Annotated in this window: 25 protein-coding genes and 1 pseudogene; 14 read left to right on the forward strand and 12 right to left on the reverse strand. The window is 62.8% G+C overall.

The window, feature by feature from the left end:
- Positions 1 to 262 precede the first annotated feature (262 nt).
- From ycaC to J3A71_RS00710, 3 genes are all read left to right on the forward strand, one after another.
- The gene (gene ycaC / locus J3A71_RS00700) at positions 263 to 892 is read left to right on the forward strand and encodes an isochorismate family cysteine hydrolase YcaC (protein WP_209953614.1); all 630 of its coding nucleotides are present in this window, start codon (positions 263 to 265) and stop codon (positions 890 to 892) included.
- A 116-nt stretch (positions 893 to 1,008) separates the two neighbouring features.
- On the forward strand, positions 1,009 to 1,329 hold the full coding sequence (locus J3A71_RS00705; protein WP_016489790.1) for a hypothetical protein: 321 nt from the start codon (positions 1,009 to 1,011) through the stop codon (positions 1,327 to 1,329).
- Positions 1,330 to 1,574: 245 nt separating this feature from the next.
- A complete protein-coding gene (locus J3A71_RS00710) occupies positions 1,575 to 3,416 on the forward strand; it encodes an amidohydrolase (protein ID WP_161775552.1) in 1,842 nt (613 codons plus the stop codon).
- A 139-nt stretch (positions 3,417 to 3,555) separates the two neighbouring features.
- On the opposite strand, the gene J3A71_RS00715 is transcribed toward J3A71_RS00710, so the two are convergent.
- Positions 3,556 to 4,467, reverse strand: a complete 912-nt coding sequence (locus tag J3A71_RS00715; protein WP_016489788.1) for a LysR substrate-binding domain-containing protein — start codon at positions 4,465 to 4,467, stop codon at positions 3,556 to 3,558.
- Positions 4,468 to 4,589: 122 nt separating this feature from the next.
- Between J3A71_RS00715 and J3A71_RS00720 the strand changes: the two are divergent.
- The 3 genes and pseudogenes from J3A71_RS00720 to J3A71_RS00730 all read left to right on the forward strand — a co-directional run.
- A pseudogene (locus J3A71_RS00720) lies at positions 4,590 to 4,748 on the forward strand (hydrolase); the annotation flags it as partial.
- Between the two features lie 494 nt (positions 4,749 to 5,242).
- Entirely contained in the window at positions 5,243 to 5,521 is a 279-nt protein-coding gene (locus J3A71_RS00725) for a type II toxin-antitoxin system RelE/ParE family toxin (protein ID WP_080642829.1), read from the forward strand.
- 11 nt (positions 5,522 to 5,532) lie between these two features.
- Positions 5,533 to 5,817: a HigA family addiction module antitoxin gene (locus tag J3A71_RS00730; protein ID WP_024717670.1), complete on the forward strand. Its 285-nt coding sequence runs from the start codon at positions 5,533 to 5,535 to the stop codon at positions 5,815 to 5,817.
- A gap of 4 nt (positions 5,818 to 5,821) precedes the next feature.
- Here the strand turns inward: J3A71_RS00730 and J3A71_RS00735 are convergent, their stop codons facing one another.
- Both J3A71_RS00735 and J3A71_RS00740 read right to left on the reverse strand, forming a co-directional pair.
- A complete protein-coding gene (locus J3A71_RS00735) occupies positions 5,822 to 7,609 on the reverse strand; it encodes a monovalent cation:proton antiporter-2 (CPA2) family protein (RefSeq protein WP_096426907.1) in 1,788 nt (595 codons plus the stop codon).
- A gap of 199 nt (positions 7,610 to 7,808) precedes the next feature.
- A complete protein-coding gene (locus J3A71_RS00740) occupies positions 7,809 to 9,299 on the reverse strand; it encodes a YifB family Mg chelatase-like AAA ATPase (protein WP_024717669.1) in 1,491 nt (496 codons plus the stop codon).
- A gap of 257 nt (positions 9,300 to 9,556) precedes the next feature.
- On the opposite strand from J3A71_RS00740, the gene J3A71_RS00745 reads away from it, so the two are divergent.
- The gene (locus J3A71_RS00745) at positions 9,557 to 11,575 is read left to right on the forward strand and encodes a DUF4034 domain-containing protein (protein WP_096426906.1); all 2,019 of its coding nucleotides are present in this window, start codon (positions 9,557 to 9,559) and stop codon (positions 11,573 to 11,575) included.
- Between the two features lie 5 nt (positions 11,576 to 11,580).
- Here the strand turns inward: J3A71_RS00745 and J3A71_RS00750 are convergent, their stop codons facing one another.
- Genes J3A71_RS00750 through J3A71_RS00760 form a run of 3 tightly spaced genes read right to left on the reverse strand, consistent with a single transcriptional unit; the run spans position 11,581 to position 12,667 of the window.
- The gene (locus J3A71_RS00750) at positions 11,581 to 12,009 is read right to left on the reverse strand and encodes a TOBE domain-containing protein (protein ID WP_016489777.1); all 429 of its coding nucleotides are present in this window, start codon (positions 12,007 to 12,009) and stop codon (positions 11,581 to 11,583) included.
- A 37-nt stretch (positions 12,010 to 12,046) separates the two neighbouring features.
- Positions 12,047 to 12,400, reverse strand: coding sequence for a gamma-glutamylcyclotransferase family protein (locus J3A71_RS00755; RefSeq protein WP_016489776.1), 354 nt, complete (start codon positions 12,398 to 12,400; stop codon positions 12,047 to 12,049).
- Positions 12,401 to 12,667 (reverse strand): accessory factor UbiK family protein, encoded by a 267-nt coding sequence (locus J3A71_RS00760; RefSeq protein WP_024717668.1) that lies wholly within the window; start codon positions 12,665 to 12,667, stop codon positions 12,401 to 12,403.
- A gap of 361 nt (positions 12,668 to 13,028) precedes the next feature.
- Here J3A71_RS00760 and glnK point away from each other — a divergent pair, with 361 nt between their 5' ends.
- From glnK to sutA, 4 genes are all read left to right on the forward strand, one after another.
- On the forward strand, positions 13,029 to 13,367 hold the full coding sequence (gene glnK, locus J3A71_RS00765; protein WP_002555808.1) for a P-II family nitrogen regulator: 339 nt from the start codon (positions 13,029 to 13,031) through the stop codon (positions 13,365 to 13,367).
- 46 nt (positions 13,368 to 13,413) lie between these two features.
- Positions 13,414 to 14,745, forward strand: a complete 1,332-nt coding sequence (locus J3A71_RS00770; protein WP_016489775.1) for an ammonium transporter — start codon at positions 13,414 to 13,416, stop codon at positions 14,743 to 14,745.
- Positions 14,746 to 15,334: 589 nt separating this feature from the next.
- Positions 15,335 to 16,594 carry a group II intron reverse transcriptase/maturase gene (gene ltrA / locus J3A71_RS00775; protein WP_020190400.1) on the forward strand — a complete coding sequence of 420 codons (1,260 nt, stop codon included), beginning with the start codon at positions 15,335 to 15,337 and terminating at the stop codon, positions 16,592 to 16,594.
- 458 nt (positions 16,595 to 17,052) lie between these two features.
- Positions 17,053 to 17,382, forward strand: coding sequence for a transcriptional regulator SutA (sutA, locus tag J3A71_RS00780; RefSeq protein WP_016489774.1), 330 nt, complete (start codon positions 17,053 to 17,055; stop codon positions 17,380 to 17,382).
- A 157-nt stretch (positions 17,383 to 17,539) separates the two neighbouring features.
- Here sutA and J3A71_RS00785 read toward each other — a convergent pair whose 3' ends face one another.
- Genes J3A71_RS00785 through J3A71_RS00810 form a run of 6 tightly spaced genes read right to left on the reverse strand, consistent with a single transcriptional unit; the run spans position 17,540 to position 22,156 of the window.
- Complete coding sequence (locus tag J3A71_RS00785) at positions 17,540 to 18,235, reverse strand: HAD-IA family hydrolase (RefSeq protein WP_096426905.1); 696 nt, start codon at positions 18,233 to 18,235, stop codon at positions 17,540 to 17,542.
- Positions 18,232 to 19,131: a tyrosine recombinase XerC gene (gene xerC / locus J3A71_RS00790; protein ID WP_016489772.1), complete on the reverse strand. Its 900-nt coding sequence runs from the start codon at positions 19,129 to 19,131 to the stop codon at positions 18,232 to 18,234. Before xerC ends, J3A71_RS00785 begins: the two co-directional genes overlap by 4 nt.
- Positions 19,131 to 19,841 carry a DUF484 family protein gene (locus J3A71_RS00795; RefSeq protein WP_060519688.1) on the reverse strand — a complete coding sequence of 237 codons (711 nt, stop codon included), beginning with the start codon at positions 19,839 to 19,841 and terminating at the stop codon, positions 19,131 to 19,133. Before J3A71_RS00795 ends, xerC begins: the two co-directional genes overlap by 1 nt.
- A 13-nt stretch (positions 19,842 to 19,854) precedes the next feature.
- Positions 19,855 to 20,685, reverse strand: coding sequence for a diaminopimelate epimerase (gene dapF / locus J3A71_RS00800; RefSeq protein ID WP_096426904.1), 831 nt, complete (start codon positions 20,683 to 20,685; stop codon positions 19,855 to 19,857).
- Between the two features lie 4 nt (positions 20,686 to 20,689).
- Positions 20,690 to 21,937 carry a diaminopimelate decarboxylase gene (lysA, locus tag J3A71_RS00805; protein ID WP_209953616.1) on the reverse strand — a complete coding sequence of 416 codons (1,248 nt, stop codon included), beginning with the start codon at positions 21,935 to 21,937 and terminating at the stop codon, positions 20,690 to 20,692.
- A gap of 9 nt (positions 21,938 to 21,946) precedes the next feature.
- Complete coding sequence (locus J3A71_RS00810; protein WP_016489768.1) at positions 21,947 to 22,156, reverse strand: lipoprotein; 210 nt, start codon at positions 22,154 to 22,156, stop codon at positions 21,947 to 21,949.
- Positions 22,157 to 22,346: 190 nt separating this feature from the next.
- Between J3A71_RS00810 and cyaY the strand changes: the two genes are divergently transcribed.
- The 3 genes from cyaY to rnk all read left to right on the forward strand — a co-directional run bounded on the left by cyaY (position 22,347) and on the right by rnk (position 23,463).
- On the forward strand, positions 22,347 to 22,679 hold the full coding sequence (gene cyaY, locus J3A71_RS00815; protein WP_096426902.1) for an iron donor protein CyaY: 333 nt from the start codon (positions 22,347 to 22,349) through the stop codon (positions 22,677 to 22,679).
- 1 nt (position 22,680) lies between these two features.
- Positions 22,681 to 22,905, forward strand: a complete 225-nt coding sequence (locus J3A71_RS00820) for a DUF1289 domain-containing protein (RefSeq protein WP_016489766.1) — start codon at positions 22,681 to 22,683, stop codon at positions 22,903 to 22,905.
- A 147-nt stretch (positions 22,906 to 23,052) separates the two neighbouring features.
- Positions 23,053 to 23,463 (forward strand): nucleoside diphosphate kinase regulator, encoded by a 411-nt coding sequence (gene rnk / locus J3A71_RS00825; RefSeq protein WP_016489765.1) that lies wholly within the window; start codon positions 23,053 to 23,055, stop codon positions 23,461 to 23,463.
- The last annotated feature ends 10 nt before the right edge of the window (positions 23,464 to 23,473 follow it).

A 23,473-nucleotide genomic window follows, 5' to 3' on the forward strand; every position in this document is an offset into this window, starting at 1 on the left:
GGCAATGGGGCCTGCACCGGCCTCTTCGCGGGTAAACCCGCTCCCACAGGGGCTGCGCATGACTTGCAGGATGCGCGATCCCTGTGGGAGCGGGTTTACCCGCGAAGAGGCCAGCAAATAAAACGCCAATCTATCGTTCATAAAACAGAACGCTAAAGCCAAAAACCACTATCTACCGCTCCAAAGGTGATGGTTTTAATCTTCTCCCATCAACGCGAAACACCCAACTTACTGAAAACAGAAACCCTTAGGAGCAACGACCATGACCAACTTCAAATACAACCGCCTGAACAAAGACGACGCCGCCGGACTGCTGGTCGATCACCAGGCTGGCCTGCTGTCCCTGGTCCGTGACATCGAACCAGACGCGTTCAAGAACAATGTGCTGGCGTTGGCTGACCTGGCCAAGTTCTTCAACCTGCCGACCATCCTCACCACCAGCTTCGAGCAAGGCCCCAACGGCCCGCTGGTGCCAGAGCTGAAAGCCCTGTTCCCGGACGCCCCGTACATCGCCCGCCCAGGCCAGATCAACGCCTGGGACAACGAAGATTTCGTCAGGGCGGTAAAGGCCACCGGTAAGAAGCAGCTGATCATCGCCGGCGTCGTGACAGAAGTGTGTGTGGCCTTCCCGGCCCTGGCGGCCCTGGAAGAAGAGTTCGATGTGTTCGTGGTGACCGACGCCTCCGGCACCTTCAACGCCATGACCCGCGACGCCGCCCACAACCGCATGAGCCAGGCCGGTGCGCAACTGATGACCTGGTTCGGCGTGGCGTGTGAGCTGCACCGCGACTGGCGCAACGACGTCGAAGGCCTGGCCGCGCTGTGCTCCAACCACATCCCGGACTACCGCAACCTGATGACCAGCTACAACGCCTTCAACGCCGGCAAGTAAGCCGACCGCCCCGGGCACCGCCAGTCGGTGCCCGCCAAGGGCAGCACACCCATCCAATCCACCGCCCGTTCGCCGTTGCACAGTGAATGCGGGCACGCTCATCTCAAGGAACGCCGATGAACACCGCACTCCAACACAACCGCGAAGTGGTGACCGTATGCCTGCAACACCAGGTTCTCGCTAGCCCGACGAACTCCACGCCGGCCCAACCGCCACGCTGGAAGCAGGCGTTGCTGACCTACCTGGTGATCTGCCCCATGACCATGATCATTCCGCAGCTGCTAGCGCCGCTGTTCGCACGCTTCCCGCAGCTGGGCGGCCCGATCACCGGCAACCTGATCGTCAACCTGTTCGTCATCCTGCCCGTGGTGTTCTACATCATGCCTTGGGTAACCCGCCGCTGCGCCAACTGGCTGCGCGGGCAGCAAAAGGTTTGAACACGGCTAACCTTCTTCAACCCACCGCACATCCAGCCAAGCCCTGACCTTGCGTCAACCGGCATGCTTCGCAGTCGCCCTGCCGGCCCCAGTCGGAGAAGCCTATGTCCCAGGACCGCAACGACAAGACCCGTCGCCAGTTCCTCGCTACCAGCACCGTGCTCGGTGCGGCCGGCGCGCTCTGGTCCGCATTGCCCTTCGCCGGCCAGGCCGGTTCCGCTCACGCATCCATCCAAGGAGGTTCCATGACCGCTGACCTGATTCTGTTCAATGGCAAACTGCACACCGTTGACCGCGAAAAACCTACCGCGACTGCTGTCGCGATCAAGGATGGGCGCTTCATCGCCGTGGGCAACGATGCCGAGGCCATGGCCCACAAGGGCACTACCACGCAGATCATCGACCTCAAGCAGCGCACGGTCATCCCCGGCCTGAACGACTCGCACCTGCACCTGATCCGCGGTGGCCTGAACTACAACCTGGAGCTGCGCTGGGAAGGCGTGCCGTCGGTGGCCGATGCCCTGCGCATGCTCAAGGACCAGGCTGCGCGCACGCCCACCCCGCAGTGGGTACGCGTGGTGGGCGGCTGGAACGAATTCCAGTTTGCCGAAAAACGCATGCCAACCCTTGAGGAGATCAACCAGGCTGCGCCCGACACCCCGGTGTTCCTGTTGCACCTGTATGACCGCGCGCTGCTCAACCGCGCTGCGCTCAAGGCGGTCGGCTACGACAAGGCCACCCCGAACCCGCCGGGTGGCGAAATCCAGCGCGACAAGTTCGGCAACCCGACCGGCATGCTGATCGCCCGCCCGAACGCAATGATTCTCTACGCTACCTTGGCCAAAGGGCCGAAGCTGCCACTGGAGTATCAGGTCAATTCGACCCGCCAGTTCATGCGTGAACTGAACCGCCTGGGCCTGACCAGTGCCATTGACGCCGGCGGCGGCTACCAGAACTTCCCCGACGACTATTCGGTTATCCAGGAGCTGGCCGACAATAACCAGCTGACCGTGCGCATCGCCTATAACCTGTTTACCCAGAAGCCCAAGGAAGAGCTGGACGACTTCAAGAAGTGGACCTCCAGCGTCAAGCTGCACAGCGGCACCGACTTCCTGCGCCATAACGGCGCCGGCGAAATGCTGGTGTTCTCCGCCGCCGACTTCGAGGACTTCCTCGAGCCACGCCCGGACCTGCCACAGACCATGGAAGAGGAGCTGGAACCGGTGGTGCGGCACTTGGTCGAGCAGCGCTGGCCGTTCCGCCTGCACGCCACCTACAACGAATCGATCACGCGCATGCTCGACGTGTTCGAGAAGGTCAACCGCGACATCCCGTTCAACGGCCTGCCGTGGTTCTTCGACCACGCCGAAACCATCACCCCACAGAACATCGAGCGCGTGCGCGCCTTGGGCGGTGGTATCGCCGTCCAGGACCGCATGGCCTTCCAGGGTGAGTACTTCGTCGACCGCTACGGCGCCAAGGCTGCCGAGCAGACCCCGCCCATCAAGCGCATGCTCGACATGGGCGTGCCTGTGGGGGCCGGCACCGATGCCACCCGCGTGTCCAGCTACAACCCGTGGACCTCGCTGTACTGGCTGGTCAGCGGCAAGACCGTCGGCGGCATGGAGTTGTACCCGGAAGGCCTGGACCGCGACACCGCACTGCAACTGTTCACCCAAGGCAGCGCGTGGTTCTCCAGCGAGCAGGGCAAGAAGGGCCAGATCAAGGTGGGCCAGCTGGCCGACCTGGCGGCGCTGTCGCTGGACTTTTTCAGTGTTGAGGAAGAGGCGATCAAGGGCATCGAGTCGGTGCTGACCATCGTCGATGGCAAGGTGGTGTACGGCGCTGGCGAGTTCGACAAGCTTGGCCCTGCGCAGGTGCCGGTACTGCCGGAGTGGTCGCCGGTGGCCAAGGTGCCGGGGCACTGGCGCGTGGGTACGCCATCTTTGGTAGCCGCCGTGCACCAGTGCAGCGGGCCATGCGGGGTGCATGCGCACAGCCATGAGAAGGCACGGCATTCGAGTGTCCCGGTGAGTGACTTCCAGGGCTTCTGGGGTTCGCTGGGTTGTTCCTGCTTTGCTTTCTGAGCTGCTTTGCCTGGATAAATGACGGCCGCTTCGCCGGACTAGGCCGCTCCCACAGGTTCACCACCCATCCCGAGGGCAGTGGGGTAACTTGTGGGAGCGGGCTTGTCCCGCGAAAGGGCCGTGACTGACAGCCACCGACTCACGCCATGTCGCTGATCGCAAATTCCTCAGCCAGATGATCGATCAGCGCCCGCACCGACGGCAGTAACCCCCGCCGCGACGGGAAGATCGCATGCACGATGCCGCATCGCGGGTGCCACTCAGGCAGCAATTCCACCAAGCGCCCCGAAGCCAGGTCCTCGCGAACCGCCACCCTCGGCAAGTGCGCGATCCCCACCCCGGCCACCACGAAATGGCGCAGTGCAAACAGGTCATCGGTCACCATGCGCGGTGTGTGCGGGATGACGATGCTGCGGCTGTTGTCCTCACCCTGGAACAGTTCCCACTGGTACTCGCGCTGGGCACTGCCCCAATGCACGCTGGGTAGCGTGCCCAGCAGCTGCGGGTCAAACCCTTTGGGCAGTTGCGCCAGGTAGTGCGGCTGGCCGACCAGGCACTGGGTGCTGTTGCTCAGCACCTTCATCACCATGTCGGTGTTCTCCAGCGGCGGAAAGCGCACGCGCAGGGCGATATCGAAGCCCTCGTGCAGCAGGTCGACACGGCGGTTGGTACTTTCGATGAACAACTCCACCTGCGGGTACTTGAGCATGTAGCGGGTCAGCATCGGCCCGACCCAGGAGTTGAGCAGGGTGGTCGGGCAACTGATGCGCACCAGCCCGCGCGGCTCGCTGCGGTTGCGTTCGATGATTTCCGCCGCGCCCTCGGCCTCCACGCGCATGGCCAGGCAACGGTTGTAGTAGGCCTGGCCGATCTCGGTCAGCGAGCAGTGCCGGCTGGTGCGGTGCAGCAGCCGCACGCCCAGGCGGTCTTCAAGGTCGGCGATGCGCCGGCTGAGTTTCGACTTGGGCATGTCCAGCGCCCGCCCGGCCGGGGCGAAGCCGCCGTGCTCCACGACTTGGGTGAAGTAGTAGAGGGAGTTGAGGTCTTCCAATGATCGTTCTCCAAACGGAACGCTAAGGGCGGTTTTCGCAGTCTAGTGCAGCAAAGGTGATGATTTTAATCTGTGCCCATCAACGCGAAACACACCGGATTGCTGAAAGATTCATAACCCTTCAGGCCGGTGCGCAGCTGATGACTTGGTTCGGCGTGGCCTGCGAGCTGCACCGCGACTGGCGCAACGATGTCGAAGGGCTGGCTGCGCTGTGCTCCAACCACATTCCGGATTATCGCAATTTGATGACCAGCTATAACGCGCTGACTGCGGGTAAGTAAGCAAACCAGTAGCAGTACGCACAAAGGCCGGCTCCCTCTGCAGGGAGCCGGCTTTTTTTGTTTGCTGTACCGGCCTCTTCGCGGGCACGCACGCTCCCACAGGTACTGCACAGTTTCAGAACCAGTGGTGATCCTGTGGGAGCGGGTTCACCCGCGAAGAGGGCGGTACAGGCAGCATCAATTCATGGGCTGTGGCTCAATCCCTTTCCGCAACGACTCAAGCAACCTTCTGCCGTTTCGAGCGCATTCAGGTTGCTCCGGAACAGGCTTTTGCCTGTGTCATCTGTTCACGCAGGAGGGGGTGGGCACGACGTGGCCCCACGCTATAAACCTTTCTCGGAAATCTCCTACATGAAAGAGCGGAAGGCATAACGGCGCTAAACGGGCACGCCGAGAGCAAACTGAGCACCCGGAAATTTTTCAAGGAGTGACTCCATGCGCAGCGCCAACGCTAGCTTGAAAAGTGTAAGGCATGACCTTACACTCAACCATCGGTGATAAGAAGTTTCAGGCACAAAGGCCTGAGGCTGCTCCATCAGCATCGTGACACGTCTGGAGTGCGTGCAGATCATGTGAATCGCTTGCGGCGTTTACTGGCTTCTCTTGAAGTTGCACAAACCGCAGCAGACATGAACCGGCCGGGTTACCGTCTTCATCCTCTGCACGGAAAGCTGGAAAGCTATTGGGCAGTAAATGTCTCGGGTAACTGGCGAGTGGTGTTCCGCTTCGTGGGTACCGATGTGGAGCTTGTTGACTATCTGGATTATCACTAGGAGCTTGAGTCATGCCTATGTTCGATCCTCCCCATCCTGGGGAGTCTTTGCGAGAAGATGTGTTGCCCGCAATTGGCATGAACGTTTCTGAGTTAGCTCGCCACCTCGGCTATTCGCGGGGGCAGTTGTCCACGGTACTCAATGGGCGCGCCGCCATTTCTGCCGATCTTGCTTATCGGCTTGAGCTGGCAGGCCTTGGGCCTGCCCGGCAATACCTTGCCGAACAGGCAGCTTACGATCTTTGGCAAGCCGCTCAGCGTGAGCATCCTCAAATAGAGCGGTTGGTGTTCGCCTGACTACTCAAACCGCATCCGAATCAAACAACCGCTCCAGCTCCACCCGCGCCTCCTTGGCCGTCTGCATCACCTTGGCCCGGTCATCGCGTACCTGCCCCTGGGCCACCAGCACTTCTTCGTCATGCTGGGTAAACCGTGCGATACGGTCCGCCGCCTGTTCATCGCTCAAGCCCAACCCCACCAGCGCGCGGCGGGTCATTTCCAGGCTGGAGTAGAACGTCTCGCGAATCGGCTCGGCGCCTGCATCCACCAACTTGTGCACATGCTGGCGGTTACGTGCCCGGGCCAGCACCTTCAGGTGCGGGTACAGGCGTTTCACCCGTTCAGCGGTATGAATGGCGGCTTCTGGGTCATCGATGGTGATGATGAAGTACTCCGCTTCACCCACCTTGGCGGCGTGCAGCACCTCGGGGCGCAGCGGGTCGCCGTAGAACACCGGCACCTGTTCGAACATGCGGGTCATCTCGATGGCGTCCACTGAGGTTTCCAGGGCTATGAACGGGATTTTTTGTGCCCGCAGGATGCGCGCGACGATCTGGCCCATGCGACCCATGCCGACAATCACCACCCGCGGCGTATCAGCCTGGATCTGCTTGTACTGCTCGGGCACTTCACGGGCCGGTTGCGGGCGTTTGAGGGCACGGGCGCAACCCAGCATCAGCAGCGGGGTGATGGCCATCGACAGGGTAATGGTCATCAGCAGCAGGTCGTAGGTCTGGGTGTCGAACAGGCCTTGGTCCTTGCCCAGCTTGAAGACCACGAAGGCGAACTCGCCACCGGCCGCCAGTACCATGCCCAGGCGCAGGGCGCTGGCGCTGTTCAGGCCACCGACCAGCCGCCCGACGCCGATCAGCAGCACCAGCTTTACTGCCACCAGCAGCAGGGTCAGGCCCAGCACCACCAGCGGCATGTCCAGCAGCAGGCGAAGGTTGGCGCCCATGCCCACGCTGATGAAAAACAAACCCAGCAGCAGGCCCTTGAACGGCTCGATCTGCGATTCCAGCTCGTGGCGGTATTCCGAGTCGGCCAGCAGCAGGCCGGCGAGGAAGGCGCCCAGGGCCATGGATATACCCGCTTCTTCCATCAGCCAGGCGGTGCCGATCACTACCAGCAGTGCGGTGGCAGTAGACACTTCCGGCAGGCCGGTGCGGGCCACGGTGCGGAACACCGGGCGCAACAGATAGCGACCACCGATGATCACCACGGCGATGCTGGCAAATACCTTCAGGCCGTGTTGCAGGCTATCGCCGTGGCTGGCGTCCGGCCCACTGGCGGCCAGTAGCGGTACCAGGGCAATCAGCGGGATCGCAGCGATGTCCTGAAACAGCAGGATGGCGAACGCCAGGCGGCCGTGCGGGGCGTTGAGCTGCTTGCTCTCGGCCAGGCTTTGCAGGCCAAGGGCGGTGGACGACAGCGCCAGGCCCAGGCCGAGGACGATGGCTGCCGGCAGCGTCTGGCTGAAGCCGAACAGGGCAATGGCACCGAGCAGCGCGCCGGTCAGCAGCACCTGCGCGGTACCCACGCCGAACACCGACTTGCGCATCAGCCACAGGCGCTTGGGCGACAGCTCCAGGCCAATGATGAACAGCAGCAGGACCACGCCCAGCTCGGAAATGTGCGCCACGCTTTCGGTGTCGCGGATCAGGCCAAGTGCCTGCGGGCCGATGGCTACACCGGCCAGCAGGTAGCCGAGCACGGCACCCAGTTGCAGGCGCTTGGCCAGGGGGACGGCGACGACGGCCGCGAGCAGAAAGATCACCGCGGTTTGCAGAAGGCTGCCTTCGTGTGGCATTGGCTCTTACTCCATGAGCTGCCGGGGCAGCATTTGAACAGTTTGGCCGACGATTTTGAGGGGTGGAGGGGGGGCAGACAATCAGCTGTCCGGGAGAAACATTGTCCCGTAAAGAAGGACAGTTGCCGCAGGGCGCTGTCAAATGCAGGTTCTGCTGCTGGGGCTGAAATTTCCAGGGCCGCTTTGCAGCCACGGCAATTTAACTGCTCCCCGGCCGGTACTGCAGGGCCTCGGCCAGATGTGGCCGGCCGATTGCCTCACAACCCTCGAGGTCCGCCAGTGTCCGCGCCACTTTCAACAACCGGTGCGCTGCCCGCAACGACAAGGTCAACCGTTCGCAGGCCCCTTCCAGCCAAGCTTGGTCCGCCGCCGTCAATCCGCAATGGCGACGCAACCCGTCGAGGTCGAGAAACGCATTCACGCACCCTTGGCGGCGCTGCTGTACCTCCCGCGCCTGCGCTACCCTGGCTGCCACATCGGCACTGGCTTCACCACAGGGCTGATTGTTCAGCGTGGTGCTTTCGCGAGCCACGGTCAGGTGCAGGTCGATGCGGTCCAGCAGCGGCCCTGATAGCTTGTTGCGGTACCGCGCGATCTGCTCGGTGCTGCAGCGGCAGCGGCCAGTAGGGTCGCCCAAGTAGCCGCAAGGGCATGGGTTCATCGCCGCCACCAGCTGAAAGCGCGCCGGAAAGCGCACTTTGTCGCGTGCCCGGGCAATCACGATCTCGCCCGACTCCAGCGGCTCGCGCAGCACCTCCAGCACACGCCGCTCGAACTCTGGCAGTTCATCGAGAAACAGCACGCCATGGTGGGCGAGGGTGATTTCGCCCGGTTGCGGCCGGCTGCTGCCTCCAACCAGTGCCGGGCCGGATGCGGAGTGGTGGGGATGGCGAAACGGTCGCTGCGGCCAACTGCTCAGCGGTGTATGCCCGCTGACCGACTGAATGGCAGCCACCTCGAGCGCCTCGTGCTCGTCCAACGGTGGCAGCAGCCCTGGCAGGCGGCTGGCGAGCAAGGTCTTGCCGGTGCCGGGTGGCCCGGTGAACAGCAGGTTGTGCGCCCCAGCCGCCGCCAGCATCAACGCGCGCTTGGCCGCCAGTTGGCCCTGCACCTCGCTCAGGTCAGGGTAGGGACGTTGATTCAGGATCAAGCCATTGGCCGCGTACGGCGGCAATGGCACCTGGCCGTTCAGGTGGGCGACCAACTCCAGCAGGTGGCCCACCGCATACACCACCAGCCCGCCTGCCAGGCTGGCTTCCTCGGCATTTTCCCGTGGCACCACCAGCGCCCGGCCTGCTTCGCGTGCCGCCAGGGCCGCAGGTAGCACGCCCTGGACAGGGCGCAATTTCCCCGAAAGCGCCAGTTCGCCCAGGCATTCCATATCGGCCAGGGTGGCAGTCGGCACCTGGCCATCTGCGGCGAGGATACCCAGGGCAATGGCCAAGTCATAGCGCCCGCCATCCTTGGGCAGGTCGGCGGGGGCGAGGTTCTGGGTAATGCGCCGCTGCGGGTAGCTAAGCCCGGAGTTGACGATGGCGCTGCGTACCCGGTCCTTGCTTTCCTTGACCGTGGTTTCTGGCAGGCCGACCAGAGTGAGATGGGGCAGGCCGTTGGCCAGGTGGGTTTCGACGCTGACCGCGGGTGCCTGCACACCCACCTGGGCGCGGCTGTGGACGAGGGCTAGTGACATGGACGCTCCGTTGTCGCTGAAAAGGGCCGCTTCCTGCGGCTGGGTCAAGGATAGCGATGGTGGCCACGACAGGCGCAACAAGTGTGCGTCGTGGTTTTGCAGAGCAGGTTTTTTCCCTGTGTTTTCTTTAAAATCGGCAAAAAATGGATCCAATAATCTTTGCGCAGGTGGGTGGTATGGCTTAGTGTTGTTGGGCAAATGCCGTTGCCATGGGATGGCACCGCGTCTTCTTTCAAATGGACTTGAGGTATTGCGCCGTGCAAACGCTCGCCCAAACGCGCCAGGTGATTCGCGAACTGGTGCAGGCCAATTCATTCATTGAACTCACCCGGTGTTTCGACAGCCTTGAGGCGCAATGGCGCCAAGCCGCGCCCGGCGAGTTCCCGGCCTACCTGGCGGCCATCGAAGGGCACATGCTGGTGGACCTGGAAAACCAGGGTGACAGGGCCCTGAGCCAAGTGCTCAAAGCCTGGATTGATGCCTGCCCCAAGGCTTACCACCCGCAAGTGGTAATGGGCATGCACTGTTTCCACCGGGCCTGCCAGGTGCAGGATGGTGGCCAACGCAACGCTGCCCGCTTGCTGGCCGTCGAGCAAATTTGTGAAACCGCGACCGCGCACCTGTTGCGTGCAATGGACCGCTCTGCACAACCCGTGGCAGCGGCCATTGGCATGCTGCGTGTCAGTGCGCAACTGCGCGAACCTGGCTGGTTGATCGAACTGTTTCAGGGGCAGCCTGCGCGGTACAGGCCCAGTGCCCATGCCGATGTGGAAGCGCAGGAAGCCGCAGCCCCCTTGCTCGTGAAGTACGGGCTGTTGCCCTTGGCCGAGCTGCCCCAAGCATTACCGGCGTGCCTGAGCAGGCGGGCCGATCACGAAAACGAAGCACCACGCTATTACTGGTTGCGCCATGCGCTGGTGGCCCGCCCTGGTTGTTTCGAAGCGATCCAGGCGCTGGCCGTTTACCTGTTGCCCCGTTGGGGGGCCAGTTTTGATGCGCTGGACCTGTTGGCCAATGGGCCGTTGTGCGATGGGTGGGACGAAGCGCTGCGCAATGCGTTGCGCTGGATGGCCGTCGAAGAACGGCTGAAGCTGCCACATGCCGAGCAGTTGCAGGCCGTCGCGGATTGGCAGCAACTGTTCGATAGCTGGCTGCAACGCCCGCTAAGGCCCAGGGAAAGCGCCGTCGTGCTGGCCTGGCGAGGCGCGCTGCGCAGCAGTGCCTTGCAAGACCATGCAGGCGGTATGCGTGATTTCGCCGCGAGCTTGGCATGCAACGCCAGTCATGGCGCCATCCCTGCGATGGGCGAGCCATTTCGCTGTTTTGTCGGGCTGATACTGTGTGATGGCATGGCAGATGAGCATCAGCTGTTGCGCACCGCCATCGAGCGCCTGTGTGAAGGCCGCTCGCATGCTGGCGCTTGTGCAATGCGCGCTGCCGGGCATCGCTTCGGCCTGTGGGGGCTGCCGCGTTCGGCCGAGCAGGCAAGGTTCTGGTCACAGGTGGCGGTGACCCGCCAGCGCGCGGGCCATGCGCCAGGCTTCGATGTGCTCGCTGTGGCGCGGCTGCTGTGGGCTGCCAACCGGCACGAGGTGGCTTGTTACCTGTACGAGCGCTTTGCGGAGCTGAGCTTGCCGGGTGCTGCCCTTGGCCTGTACGAGCTGCACAGCGGCGGCCTGGGCAACACCCCGGCGCACTATCTGGACGACGAGACGGCTGAGTATTGGCTGCAGCGTGCGGTAGAGGCGGGCAGCAGGCAGGCCAAGTACAACCTCGCCTGCCTGCGTATGGAGGGTGATGAGGACCTGAGTGAGCGAAGTGCCATGCTGGCTGTCAGGCGCCTGCTGGTCGATGCGCTGGGTAATCCGCACACCAATGCGCGTGCGCGCTTGCACCTGGGTATCCTGTTGCGCCAGTTTGGCGAAGTCCAGGAACGGGCCGAGGCCGTCGCCTACCTGTCGAGCCTGGTCGAGCACCCGGACCCGTGGGTTGCCGGACGGGCCAGCGCCGAACTGGGGCTGGCCTGGATGCAGGGGCGCGGCACTCGCAAGCAGAGCCGTTTTGCCGCCATCGAATGGGCCAACCGTGCGGTTGCCTTGCAGCCTGGGGATTCAGCCATCGAAAACATCCAGGCCGAGATCCTCAACTCGCACAACCGGGTGAAGACCCTGGTTACCCAGTGTGGTGCGACCCTGTTTCGCGGCACCTTGCACGCCAGCGAGTTGCCGCCGAAACAGGCAGTATCCGAGCCGGGCCGGCTACGGGCGTCGGCCTGATACCCTCAGGGCTTGGCGCCGAGGATGATGTGCGAGGCCTTGATCAGCGCAGTGGCCTTCACACCCGGTGCCAGGCCCAGCTCCTGCACGGCTTCGCGGGTCACGATGGCAAACACCTCGGTGCCGCCGGCCAGCTTCAGCACCACTTCGGCATTCACTGCACCATCACCCACCCGCACCACTTCGCCTTCCAGTGCGTTACGGGCCGATAGCTTGTAGCCGGCGGCGTCGGTCAGCAGTACCACCCACGGCGCCTTGACCAGCGCCACGGCGTCTTTGCCGACGTTGATGCTGAGGTTATGCAGGCTGGCCATGGTGACCACCGCTACCAGCTTTTCGCCGCCACCCAGGGTCAGCTCGACTTCGGCATTGACCGCGCCGGGCTGAACGTTGGTGACTTTGCCTTCAAAAACATTGCGTGCGCTGACTTTCATGGGGAACGCTCCGTGTAACAACCCGCGCCAGAGGGATTCAGGCGCGCACATAAACCCAGGCAGTCAGGCCCGACGCGAGCGTGACGGCGACGCGCTTGTAGTCGGCAACTTCATAGCGGTCCGCCGCCGCCAGCTCTTCTTCGCTGATCTGGAAGACCGTGCCGGCCACGCTGTCGTCGGCCTGGCTGCTGGGGGAAACGATGGGGTGATGGGACTTGCCGCTAGCCGCCAGCACAGCCGGGTCGGTGATCTCGACCCAGTCCTGTCGGTAGCCCGGCATGCGGTCGGCCTGGCCGCTCAGCTCACGGCCGAAGTTGGCCCGTTGCACGGCCTTGTCCTGCAGCGTGCCGTAGGAAAACAGCAGTACCGGGTATGCGCTGGAGGGCTGCATTCACTGATCCTGTGGGGTCGGGTTCAGCCGTGCTTCCAGCTCGGCTACTTGTTTTTCCAAAGCCTCGAGGCGAGCGCGGGTGCGCGCCAGCACGACCATCTGGCTGTCGAATTCGTCACGGCTGACCAGGTCCAGCTTGCTGAAGGCACCTTGCATCAGCACCTTGAACTGGCTTTCGAGTTCTGCACGGGGCTGGGCGGTATCGCTGCTGAACAGGCGCGAGGCCTGGTCGCTCAGGGCATCGAGAAGGGCTTTGGGCGCAAGCATGGGGCAGTCCACTGAAACTTAGAATGGCCGGCAGTGTAGCACGCACAAACTGGACGTTTGGGTGCACGTTTTTCGCGCAATGCGCCCTGCCGGTGCGCACCGAAACTGTGCATGTTTCCCATGCTGGCGACTGGCCAATCCCGACCCTTTCGCATAACTCGCTGTTTTCCGGTGATTTGCCGGAACTGGCAAGGTTTCTGCAAAGACCTGTACGAGCCATGCACTGATGCAGTTCCTTGTGACCAAGCAGTGCGCACGCGGAGCCGGATGCCGACGACGCGTTACAAAGCCAACCGCTGCGCTTAGACTTGAGACGGGTTTGTTTTCCTGGGGCAAGTCCACCAAATCGGGAGAGAGTTTCATGAAGCTAGTCACAGCCATCATCAAGCCGTTCAAGCTGGACGACGTGCGCGAGTCGCTGTCGGAAATCGGCGTGCAGGGCATCACTGTTACTGAAGTCAAAGGCTTCGGCCGGCAGAAGGGCCACACCGAGCTGTATCGCGGTGCTGAATATGTGGTCGATTTTCTGCCCAAGGTGAAGATCGATGTTGCCATCGATGACAAGGACCTTGATCGGGTAATCGAAGCCATCACCAAGGCAGCCAACACCGGCAAGATCGGTGACGGCAAGATTTTCGTGGTGAATCTGGAGCAGGCGATCCGCATCCGTACCGGCGAAACCGATACCGACGCGATCTAAGCAGCAACAACGCCTCACCAAACCCAACGCCCCAGGAGAAAACAACATGACTCTGCGTAAGATCGCAGGGCTAGGAGCCCTATTGTCCCTCGTAATGCCCGGGCTTGCCTTGGCCGAGGAAGCCGCCCCAGCGCTGAACTCCGGCGACACCGCCTGGATGTTGACCGCAACGGCGCTGGTGCTGTTCATGACTATCCCGGGCCTGGCCCTGTTCTATGGCGGCATGGTGCGTTCCAAGAACGTGCTGTCGGTGATGATGCAATGCTTTGCAATCACCGGCCTGATGAGCATTCTCTGGGTCGTTTACGGCTACAGCATGGCCTTCGATACCACCGGTATGGAAAAGGGCGTGCTCAACTTCAACTCCTTCGTCGGCGGCTTCTCCAAGGCCTTCCTCAGCGGCGTCACGCCCGAGAACCTGACGTCGGCCACTGCACTCTTCCCTGAGGCGGTATTCATCACCTTCCAGATGACCTTCGCCATCATCACCCCGGCACTGATCGTGGGTGCCTTCGCCGAGCGCATGAAGTTCTCTGCGATGCTGGTGTTCATGGGCATCTGGTTCACCCTGGTGTATGCGCCGATCGCCCACATGGTGTGGAGCGGTGACGGTGCACTGATGTGGGACTGGGGCGTACTGGACTTCGCTGGCGGCACCGTGGTGCACATCAACGCCGGTATCGCAGGCCTGGTCTGCTGCCTGGTGCTGGGTAAGCGCAAGGGCTACCCGACCACCCCGATGGCCCCGCACAACCTGGGCTACACCCTGATGGGCGCGGCCATGCTGTGGATCGGCTGGTTCGGCTTCAACGCAGGCTCCGCCGCCGCCGCCAACGGCACCGCTGGCATGGCCATGCTGGTCACCCAGATCGCCACCGCTGCTGCTGCGCTGGGCTGGATGTTCGCCGAGTGGATTGGTCACGGTAAACCCAGCGCCCTGGGCATCGCTTCGGGTGTGGTTGCCGGCCTGGTTGCCATCACCCCGGCTGCAGGCACCGTGGGGCCGATGGGCGCCTTGGTGATCGGCCTGGCTTCGGGTGTGATCTGCTACTTCTGCGCCACCACCCTCAAGCGCAGGCTCGGCTATGACGATTCGCTGGATGCCTTCGGTGTACATGGTGTCGGCGGCATCATCGGGGCAATCCTTACCGGTGTGTTCGCAGCGCCGGCGCTGGGCGGCTTCGGCACCGTCACCGACATTGGCATGCAGGTCTGGATCCAGGCCAAAGGCGTGATCTTCACCGTGGTCTACACCGCCATCGTCACTTACGTGATCCTCAAGGTGCTGGATCTGGTAATGGGCCTGCGGGTCAACGAAGAAGAAGAGTCGGTCGGCCTCGACCTGGCTCAGCACAACGAACGCGGCTACAACCTGTAACTGCGACGCGGTAAAAACTTGCCCGGCTTGCCGGGCATTTTTTTGGTGCGCCCGGCAGGGCGCGCTCACTCAGGGGTGGAAGTCCCCCGCACACCCGGCAAGGGGAAGTGCTAGCTAGAGGCAAGGGTTTCGCGGGCGACTGCGAGTCTGAAGGAAGCCCGAGGCAAATCGCTGGCCTGACGAACAGGAAGCGGATACGAGGCGGCATGGCGGGGTAAGCAGTCCGAAATCTGCGAAACCCAATACTTGCACAGAACGCCATGACGTAGATCCGACAGGCATAAGCGTGAAAGTGGGTGCGCAATACCCGGGGAGATCTGCACGGTTGCCCGTCAGGGCTACCGGCACCGCGAGGTGCTGGAATGACTGTGCAGAAGTCAGCAGAGGGCATAGTAGGTCGCGAGACTGAAGGCCTGAACGATTAATACCGAGAGTAGAACAGCTGATCTCGACAACCCACGATGACGCAGAAGCTCCCGACACGGGAGGCCTGCCTGCCATGGCCGGACGGAATCCGGAAAGAAGCCCGCAAGGTGCTGAGGGGGTTGCGGCGACGGCTGGGCGAACGAAATCGGAGGACTACCGGCTCATGGAGCAGGTGGTCGAACCCAGCAACATGCGACGAGCGTACAAGCGCGTCCTGAAGAACCGAGGCGCGCCAGGCGTTGATCGCTTGACGGTTGAGGAACTGAAGGACTGGCTGTTGGTGCACTGGCCAAGTGTGAAGGCGGCACTGCTGGAGGATCGGTACCTGCCACGGGCGGTGCGCCGAGTGGACATTCCCAAGCCTAATGGCGGGGTTAGAACACTCGGCGTACCCACGGTGGTGGATCGGCTTATCCAGCAGGCGCTCCATCAAGTACTGCAACCGATCTTCGAGCCAACCTTCTCCGATGGCAGCTACGGCTTTCGTCCGCAGAGAAGTGCGCTCGATGCGGTCGTCAAGGCGAAAGAGTATGTGGCCGAAGGAAAGCACTGGGTAGTGGACATCGACCTGGAGAAATTCTTCGACCGGGTCAACCACGACGTGTTGATGGCTCGACTCGCCTATCGAGTGAGGGATGGTCGCGTACTCAAGCTGATCCGGCGCTTCTTAGAGGCGGGGATGATGGCTAATGGCGTGATTCAACCCCGCAGCGAGGGTACGCCTCAGGGTGGGCCGCTGTCCCCATTACTGTCGAATATCCTGCTGACCGATCTTGATCGAGAGCTGGAAAGGCGGCAGTTGAAGTTCTGCCGATATGCTGACGACTGCAATATCTACATCGGCAGTGAAGGCGCAGGGCAACGGGCGATGGCGAACATCAGAGCCTTCCTGGAGGGTCATCTGAAGCTACGTATCAACGAGCAGAAAAGCGCAGTAGCACGGCCTTGGAAGCGAAAGTTTCTGGGCTACGCGATTACGATCTATCGCCAAGAGACACGGGTGCGACCTGCCCCCGAAAGCCTGCGAAGACTGATGGATCGAGTTCGTGAGTTGCTGCGCAAGGGGCGAGGACGGTCCTTGTCTCACACTATAGAGATGCTAAATCCCGTGTTGCGGGGTTGGGCAAACTACTTTCGGCTTACCGCGAACATGCGGATGCTGGAGGAACTCGATTGGTGGCTGCGTCGAAAACTACGTTGCCTGCTCTGGCGACAGTGGAAAACCCCGAAGACCCGCGAACGACGACTCATCTTGCTTGGGCTTAGGCCTGAGCGGGCGTGGAAGTCGAGTGTAAACGGGCGAGGGCCTTGGTGGAACTCGGCATCCAAACACATGAATCAGGCAGTACCGACGTTGTACTTCGCCAAAATGGGGCTGGTCTCGCTGCGCAGCACTGTGCAGGGACTCCAGCGTATTAGTTGAACCGCCGTATGCGGAACCGCACGTACGGTGGTGTGAGAGGGCTGAGGGAAAAAAAATCCCTCACCCTACTCGATCCAGATTTTCAGCATTTCGCGCTTGGCAAACGGTTTATCCGGCACGTTCGCGACGTAGGTAAAAAACTTACAAGTCGCAGGGCGTTTATGGAGCTTTGCTTTTTCCACGGGCGCGCTAGAATGCGCGCCGAAGGGTGTTTGACGTGTAGTCCACACACTTCGCCAGCCTTTGCTAGGCTTGCCAATAGCGTGTGGCCAGCAGGGGCTAGATGGATTTGTCAGGTCCTGCCAGGAGCAGGGCCTGCTGGGTGCCGCCTCCCATCAGGAGCGCCGACCCAAGGGCAGTGGCCTAACCCACGGCCAGTTGAATTTTCACTGGTGGCTGCCGGTCTACGGCTGCACTGGTCTATAACTAACCTGCTTTCGCAAGTCATGAGGTAGAACATGAGCGACGACGATCTGGAAAACGACGACCTCGAAGTAGGCGATGAAGACGAGGTTGATGAAGGCCTCGAAGCGGCAGCTGACGATGTCGCCGAAGATGCGGGCGATGACGACAGCAGCCCGGCACCCGCTGCCAAGGGCAAGTCCAAGGCGGCTGTTTCGGTAGACGAACTGCCGAGCATGGAAGCCAAGCAGAAAGAGCGTGATGCACTGGCCAAGGCGATGGAAGAATTCCTTTCGCGCGGTGGCAAGGTGCAGGAAGTCGAGGCCAACGTGGTCGCCGACCCGCCCAAAAAGCCGGACAACAAGTACGGCAGCCGCCCTATCTGAGTGGCTGACCGCAAAAAAAGCCCGCCGTCGCTGCGGGCTTTTTTGTGGGCGTTTGCCGGTATATTTTCATTGCCAGTGAGATCGAGCGCAGCTCGCGATGCGCCGCGCGGGCGGCGCTCGATATACGCACCAACGCAAATTTCGAGGCGGTCTCTTGTCAGCGCCAGCGGGAAAGGAGGTCGGGCAGCTGCGACAGGCGCTGGATTTCGGCATCCGGTGCCTGCTCACCCGTCCAGGCCTTGCCCTGGGGGTTGAACCAGACGGCCCGTAGCCCTGCTCGCTGGGCGCCTGCGATGTCATCGCCGGGGTGGTCGCCGATGTGAACGGCGGCGCTGGCATCCGCCTCGCCGCGGCGCAGGGCTTCCAGGAACGGTGCCGGGTCCGGCTTGCCAATGCCGAGGTCCTCGGCGCACAGGGCAAAGCGGAAGTAGTCCGCCAGCCCCAACCGGCTCACGTCGGCGTTGCCGTTGGTGACCACGCCCAGGGTGTAATGGTGACGCAGGACCTCCAGTACCGGCTGCACCTCGGGGAAGATCTCCACCTGGTGGCGAGCATGCAGGAACACTTCAAAGCCTTCGTTGGCCAGCGCCTGCGCTTGCTTCTCGCTGTAGCCGACCTCTTCCAGGGCATGGAACAGCACCCGTCGGCGCAGGGCGCTGATGCGGTGCTTGAGGCCGGGGTCGGCCTGTACCAGCCGCTCGCGAATGGCAAACAGGTGCTCCACCGGCACCCCGCCCAGGATCGGGGCGTTGGCTTCGAGCCAGTCGCGCAGCACGACTTCTGCGCTGGCGATGACCGGCGCGGTGTCCCACAGGGTGTCGTCGAGGTCGAACGTGATCAGCTTGATGCTCATGAGTCTGTGCCTTTGCTGCGTTTGGCCCGAGGGTGGGCGCTGTCGTACACCGCGGCCAGGTGCTGGAAGTCCAGGTGGGTGTAGATCTGCGTGGTGCTGATGTCGGCATGGCCGAGCATTTCCTGCACCGCCCGCAGGTCCTGGGACGATTCCAGCACATGGCTGGCGAAGGAATGGCGAAGCATGTGTGGGTGCAGGTGCTGGCCCAGCTCGCGCTCACCCGCCTTCTGCACACGTTGCTGCACAGCCCGTGGAGTGATGCGGTTGCCCTGGCGGGTGATGAACACCGCGCGGTCACGCGGGTTGCCGATGCCGCGCAGGCGGTACCAGGCGTGCAGCGCCTCGCGGGCTTTGCGGCCAACGGGCAGCACGCGGGCTTTGCCACCCTTGCCCAGCACCTGCACCAGCCCGGCGGCAAGGTCGATGTGATCGAGGTCGAGGTTGGTCAGCTCGGACAGGCGCAGGCCCGACGAGTAGAACAGTTCAAGGATCGCCTGGTCACGACGGGCAATAAAATCGTCATCGACGCCGCCATCAAGCAGCTGCAGGGCGCGGTCGGTGTCCAGCACCTTGGGCAACCGGCGCTCACCCTTGGGCGCGCTCAGGCCAGTGGCCGGGTCGTGCTGGCACAGGCCTTCGCGGTTGAGGTAGCGGTACAGGCCGCGCACCGCCGACAGCAGCCGTGCCAGGCTGCGGGAGGACTGGCCGTGGTGGTGCAGGCGGGCGATCAGTTGGCGCAGTTGCTGGATTTGCAGCGCTTGCCACCCGGCAATACCGTGTTCCTTGCAGTAGGCGGTGACCTTATCCAGGTCGCGACGGTAGCCCAGCAAGGTGTGCTCCGACACCTGGCGCTCGTTGCGCAGGTGTGCGCAATAAGCCTCCAGTTGGCGTTCCATCAGCGTACCGAGCGCAGGGTCTGGGTAACGCGCGGTACAACGCGGCCGAGCACTTCGGCGATGTAGCCAAGGAACAGGGTGCCGACGCTGCTCTTGTAGTGTTGCGGGTCGCGGCTGCCGATCGCCAGCACCCCGTGCAGCCCTTGGTATTCGAGGGTGGCCACGGCACTGGAGCCCACCTCCCGGCGCTGTTCCTCACCGAACAGAAAGGCCAGCTCATGCTCACGCAGGTTGCCACTGACCGTCTTGCCACCGCCCAGCAGAGCACCGATGGCCTGTTGCGCCTCGGTGTTGCTGACCCAGCGCCCGACCGGCGCGCCGTTGTCGCCGAACAGGATGAGGCTGACGAACGGCACCTGGAACTCCTGGCGCAGGCTGTCTTCGACCGCCATTACCACTTCTTCCAGGGTGCCGGCATCGAGCAGGTCGAGGATCAGCCGCCGGGTCTTGTCGAACAGCCGGTCGTTGTCGCGAGCCACATCCATCAATTGCGACAGGCGATGGCGCATCTCGATGTTACGGTCACGCAGCAGCTTGAGCTGACGTTCCACCAGCGACACGCTGTCGCCACGCTGATGCGGTATGCGCTGTTCGATCAGCAGCTCGTCGTGCTCGGCAAAGAAGGTGGGGTGGGCGCGCAGGTAGGCGACCACCGCTTCGGCATCGAGCTCGGCGGACTGCTGGGGTACAACCTGGGGCTGATCGGTCATGGCGGTTACTCGCTTAGAGACGAACCTGTCCTTCGTAGACGCGTACGGCCGGGCCGGTCATCACCACGGGCTTGCCGGGGCCGGCCCATTCGATGTGCAGGCGCCCACCGGGCAGGTCGAGGGATACCGGGGAATCCATCCAGCCTTGGCTGATGGCTGCCACGGCGGCGGCACAAGCACCGGTGCCGCAGGCCTGGGTTTCGCCCGCGCCGCGTTCCCACACGCGCAGGTTGGCGCGGTGGCGGTCGATGACCTGGAGGAAGCCGGCATTCACCCGCTGCGGGAAGCGTGGGTGGTTTTCGATCTTCGGGCCCAGCTCATGCACGGGGGCAGTATGCACGTCATCGACGCGCAGCACGGCATGCGGGTTACCCATGGACACGGCGGCAATCGAATGCAGCTGGCCGTCGACTTCCAGTGAGTAGTTCAGCGCCTGCTCGTCAGCGACAAAGGGAATGTCGGCAGGGATGAAGCGCGGTGGGCCCATGTCGACACTCACCTGGCCGTCGTTCTGCACGTCCAGCACGATGATGCCGCTTTTGGTTTCCACGCGGATGCGCTTTTTCGCGGTCAGGCGCTTGTCCAGCACGAAGCGGGCGAAGCAGCGCGCACCGTTGCCGCACTGCTCCACTTCGGAGCCGTCGGCGTTGAAGATGCGGTAGCGGAAGTCCACTTCCGGGTTGTTCGGGGCCTCGACGATCAGCAACTGGTCGAAGCCGATGCCGGTATGCCGGTCACCCCATTGCTTGGCGTGCTTGGGCTGGATATGCGCGTGCTGGCTGACCAGGTCGAGGACCATGAAGTCGTTGCCCAGGCCATGCATCTTGGTAAAACGCAGCAGCATGGGCTTACTCCGGCAGCAGGCTTTCGCCAGCGTACAGTTCGGCGATGGTTTCGCGGCGGCGTACTTCGAACGCCTGGTCGCCGTCGACCAGGATTTCAGCGCAACGGCCACGGGTGTTGTAGTTGGAGCTCATGACAAAACCATAGGCGCCCGCGGACTGCACGGCCAGCAGGTCGCCTTCGGCCAGGTTCAGCACACGGTCCTTGCCGAGGAAGTCGCCGGTCTCGCAGATCGGGCCGACCAGGTCGTAGGCACGGCCTTCACCCTCGCGTGGCACGACCGGGCTTACACCCATCCAGGCCTGGTAAAGCGTAGGGCGAATCAGGTCGTTCATCGCCGCATCGATGATGGCGAAGTCTTTGTGTTCGGTGTGCTTGAGGTATTCCACGCGGGTCAGCAGCACGCCAGCGTTGGCCACGATGTAGCGGCCCGGCTCGAACACCAAAGCCAGGTCGCGCGTGCCTACGCGTTCGCGAATAGCCTTGATGTAGTCGGCCACCAGCGGTGGTTCTTCGTCGCGGTAGCGCACGCCAACGCCGCCACCCAGGTCCAGATGGCGCAGGTGGATGCCGCAGTCGGCAAGGCGGTCGACCAGGTCCAGCAGGCGGTCCAGGGCATCGAGGAACGGCTCAACGGTGGTCAACTGGGAGCCGATGTGGCAGTCGACGCCAACCACTTCCAGGTTCGGCAACTGCGCGGCACGCACGTAGATGGCCTCGGCGTCGGCAATGGCGATGCCGAACTTGTTTTCTTTAAGGCCGGTGGAGATGTACGGGTGGGTACCGGCGTCAACGTCCGGGTTGACCCGCAGCGACACCGGGGCAACCTTGCCCATCTCGGCTGCCACGACTTGCAGACGCTCCAGTTCGTCGGTGGATTCGACGTTGAAGCAGTGCACACCCACTTCCAGGGCGCGGCGCATGTCTTCGCGGGTTTTGCCGACGCCAGAGAACACCACGCGGTCGGCGCGCCCGCCAGCGGCCAGCACGCGCTCCAGCTCACCGCCGGAGACAATGTCGAAACCTGCGCCCAGGCGCGCCAGTACGTTCAACACGCCAAGGTTGGAGTTGGCCTTGACCGCGAAGCACACCAGGTGCTCGGTGCCTTGCAGGGCATCGGCGTAGTTACGGTACTGGGCCTCGATGTGGGCGCGCGAGTACACGTAGGTGGGGGTGCCGAAACGTTCGGCGACGGCCGACAGGGCCACCCCTTCCACGAACAGCTGGCCGTCGCGGTAGTTGAAAGCGTTCATCTGGTTTCCTTACTGCGCAGGCGACTGCTCGGGCTCGGACTGCAGCTCGGGCTGCGCTTGCGCCGGCGCCGGCTGGGCTTTTGGCTGGTGCTGGTGCGACTTGTGCGCTTTGCCGTTATCGCCGTCTTCAGGCAGGTACAGCGGGCCTTTCTGGCCGCAGGCCGAAACGAGGCAGGCAACAGCGACCAGCGCCGCGAAGGAGGAAATCAGGCGCTTCATGGGTGAAATCCTTAGAAAAATGCAGTATTGCGCCCGAGTATACCGAGCGACCGGCGGCTTGCCTATGCAAGGGCCGGTCCGCCGGGCGGGCTATTCTTACCGCCTTCAATGGCTAATCTTTGCATTCGGCGCCAAGCGCCCGTATCTTGCCCGGCTTGCCTGTAACGCAGCCAATTTCGAGGTTCCTGCAATGAGTTTGAGTGAAGCGCGTTTCCATGATCTGGTCGACGCGACCCAACAGGTGTTGGAAGACCTGTTCGACGAGAGCGGCCTGGACCTGGACATGGAGAACTCCGCCGGTGTGCTCACCGTCAAGTTCGAAGGTGGCGCCCAGCTGATTTTCAGCCGCCAGGAACCGCTGCGCCAGCTGTGGCTCGCCGACCGCTCAGGTGGCTTCCACTTCGATTACGACGAAGAAAGCGGCAAGTGGGTGTGCGAGAAGAGCGAAGAGCTGTTGGGCGAAATGCTCGAGCGCATCGTCTGGGAGCGGGCCGGCGAGAAGCTGGACTTCGACGAGATCTGACATGAGCACCGCCCCGGCCCGTCCCCCCAAGCCGCTCTACAGCAACGTCAGCCCCGCTGTGCCATCACCGTGCATCAGCGTTTGCCGGCTGGACGAACAGCGGGTGTGCACTGGCTGCCAGCGGCATGTGGAGCACATTCGCGAATGGCGCTCGGCCGATGACGAACGGCGTCGGCAGATTTGCCGCGAGGCCCAGGCCCTGCGCGACCAGGCTAAGGCACACTGATAGCAAGGGCTTGAGTATTTGCCCGGCTGTGGTAGTGTCGGGTTTCTGCGTCGGTGACGCCAAAGCCTTCACAAACCCCGCCCTTGGGCGGGGTTTTGCTTTATCTGCACGACGAAAATCGCCTGTTCAAAGGAGTCTGACTGGATCATGAGCACCAAGCCTTCCCTCATCCTCACCCGATTGGACGTACAGCGTCTGCAGCGTCTGATCGACAGTCTCGACGAAAGTACGCCGGGTGTGCTCGCCCTGCAGGACGAGCTGGACCGCGCCGAGCAGGTGGTCGGTCACGATGAAGTGCCGGCGGGCGTGGTCACCATGAACTCGCGCGTGCACTGCCGTGAGGAAGCCAGCGGCAAGGACTACCACCTGACGTTGGTCTATCCGAAGGATGCCGGGCCGGAAGGTAATGTCTCGGTCCTGGCACCGATTGGCTGCGCCTTGCTGGGGCTGTCGGTGGGCGAGCAGATCGACTGGCCGGCACCGGGGGGCAAGACCCTCAAGCTGAAGCTGCTGGAAGTGGAGTACCAGCCAGAAGCGGCGGGCGATTACGACCTGTAAGGCTCAAGGG

Source organism: Pseudomonas sp. PvP089 (genome assembly GCF_017875165.1).
GTDB lineage: Bacteria > Pseudomonadota > Gammaproteobacteria > Pseudomonadales > Pseudomonadaceae > Aquipseudomonas > Aquipseudomonas fortuita.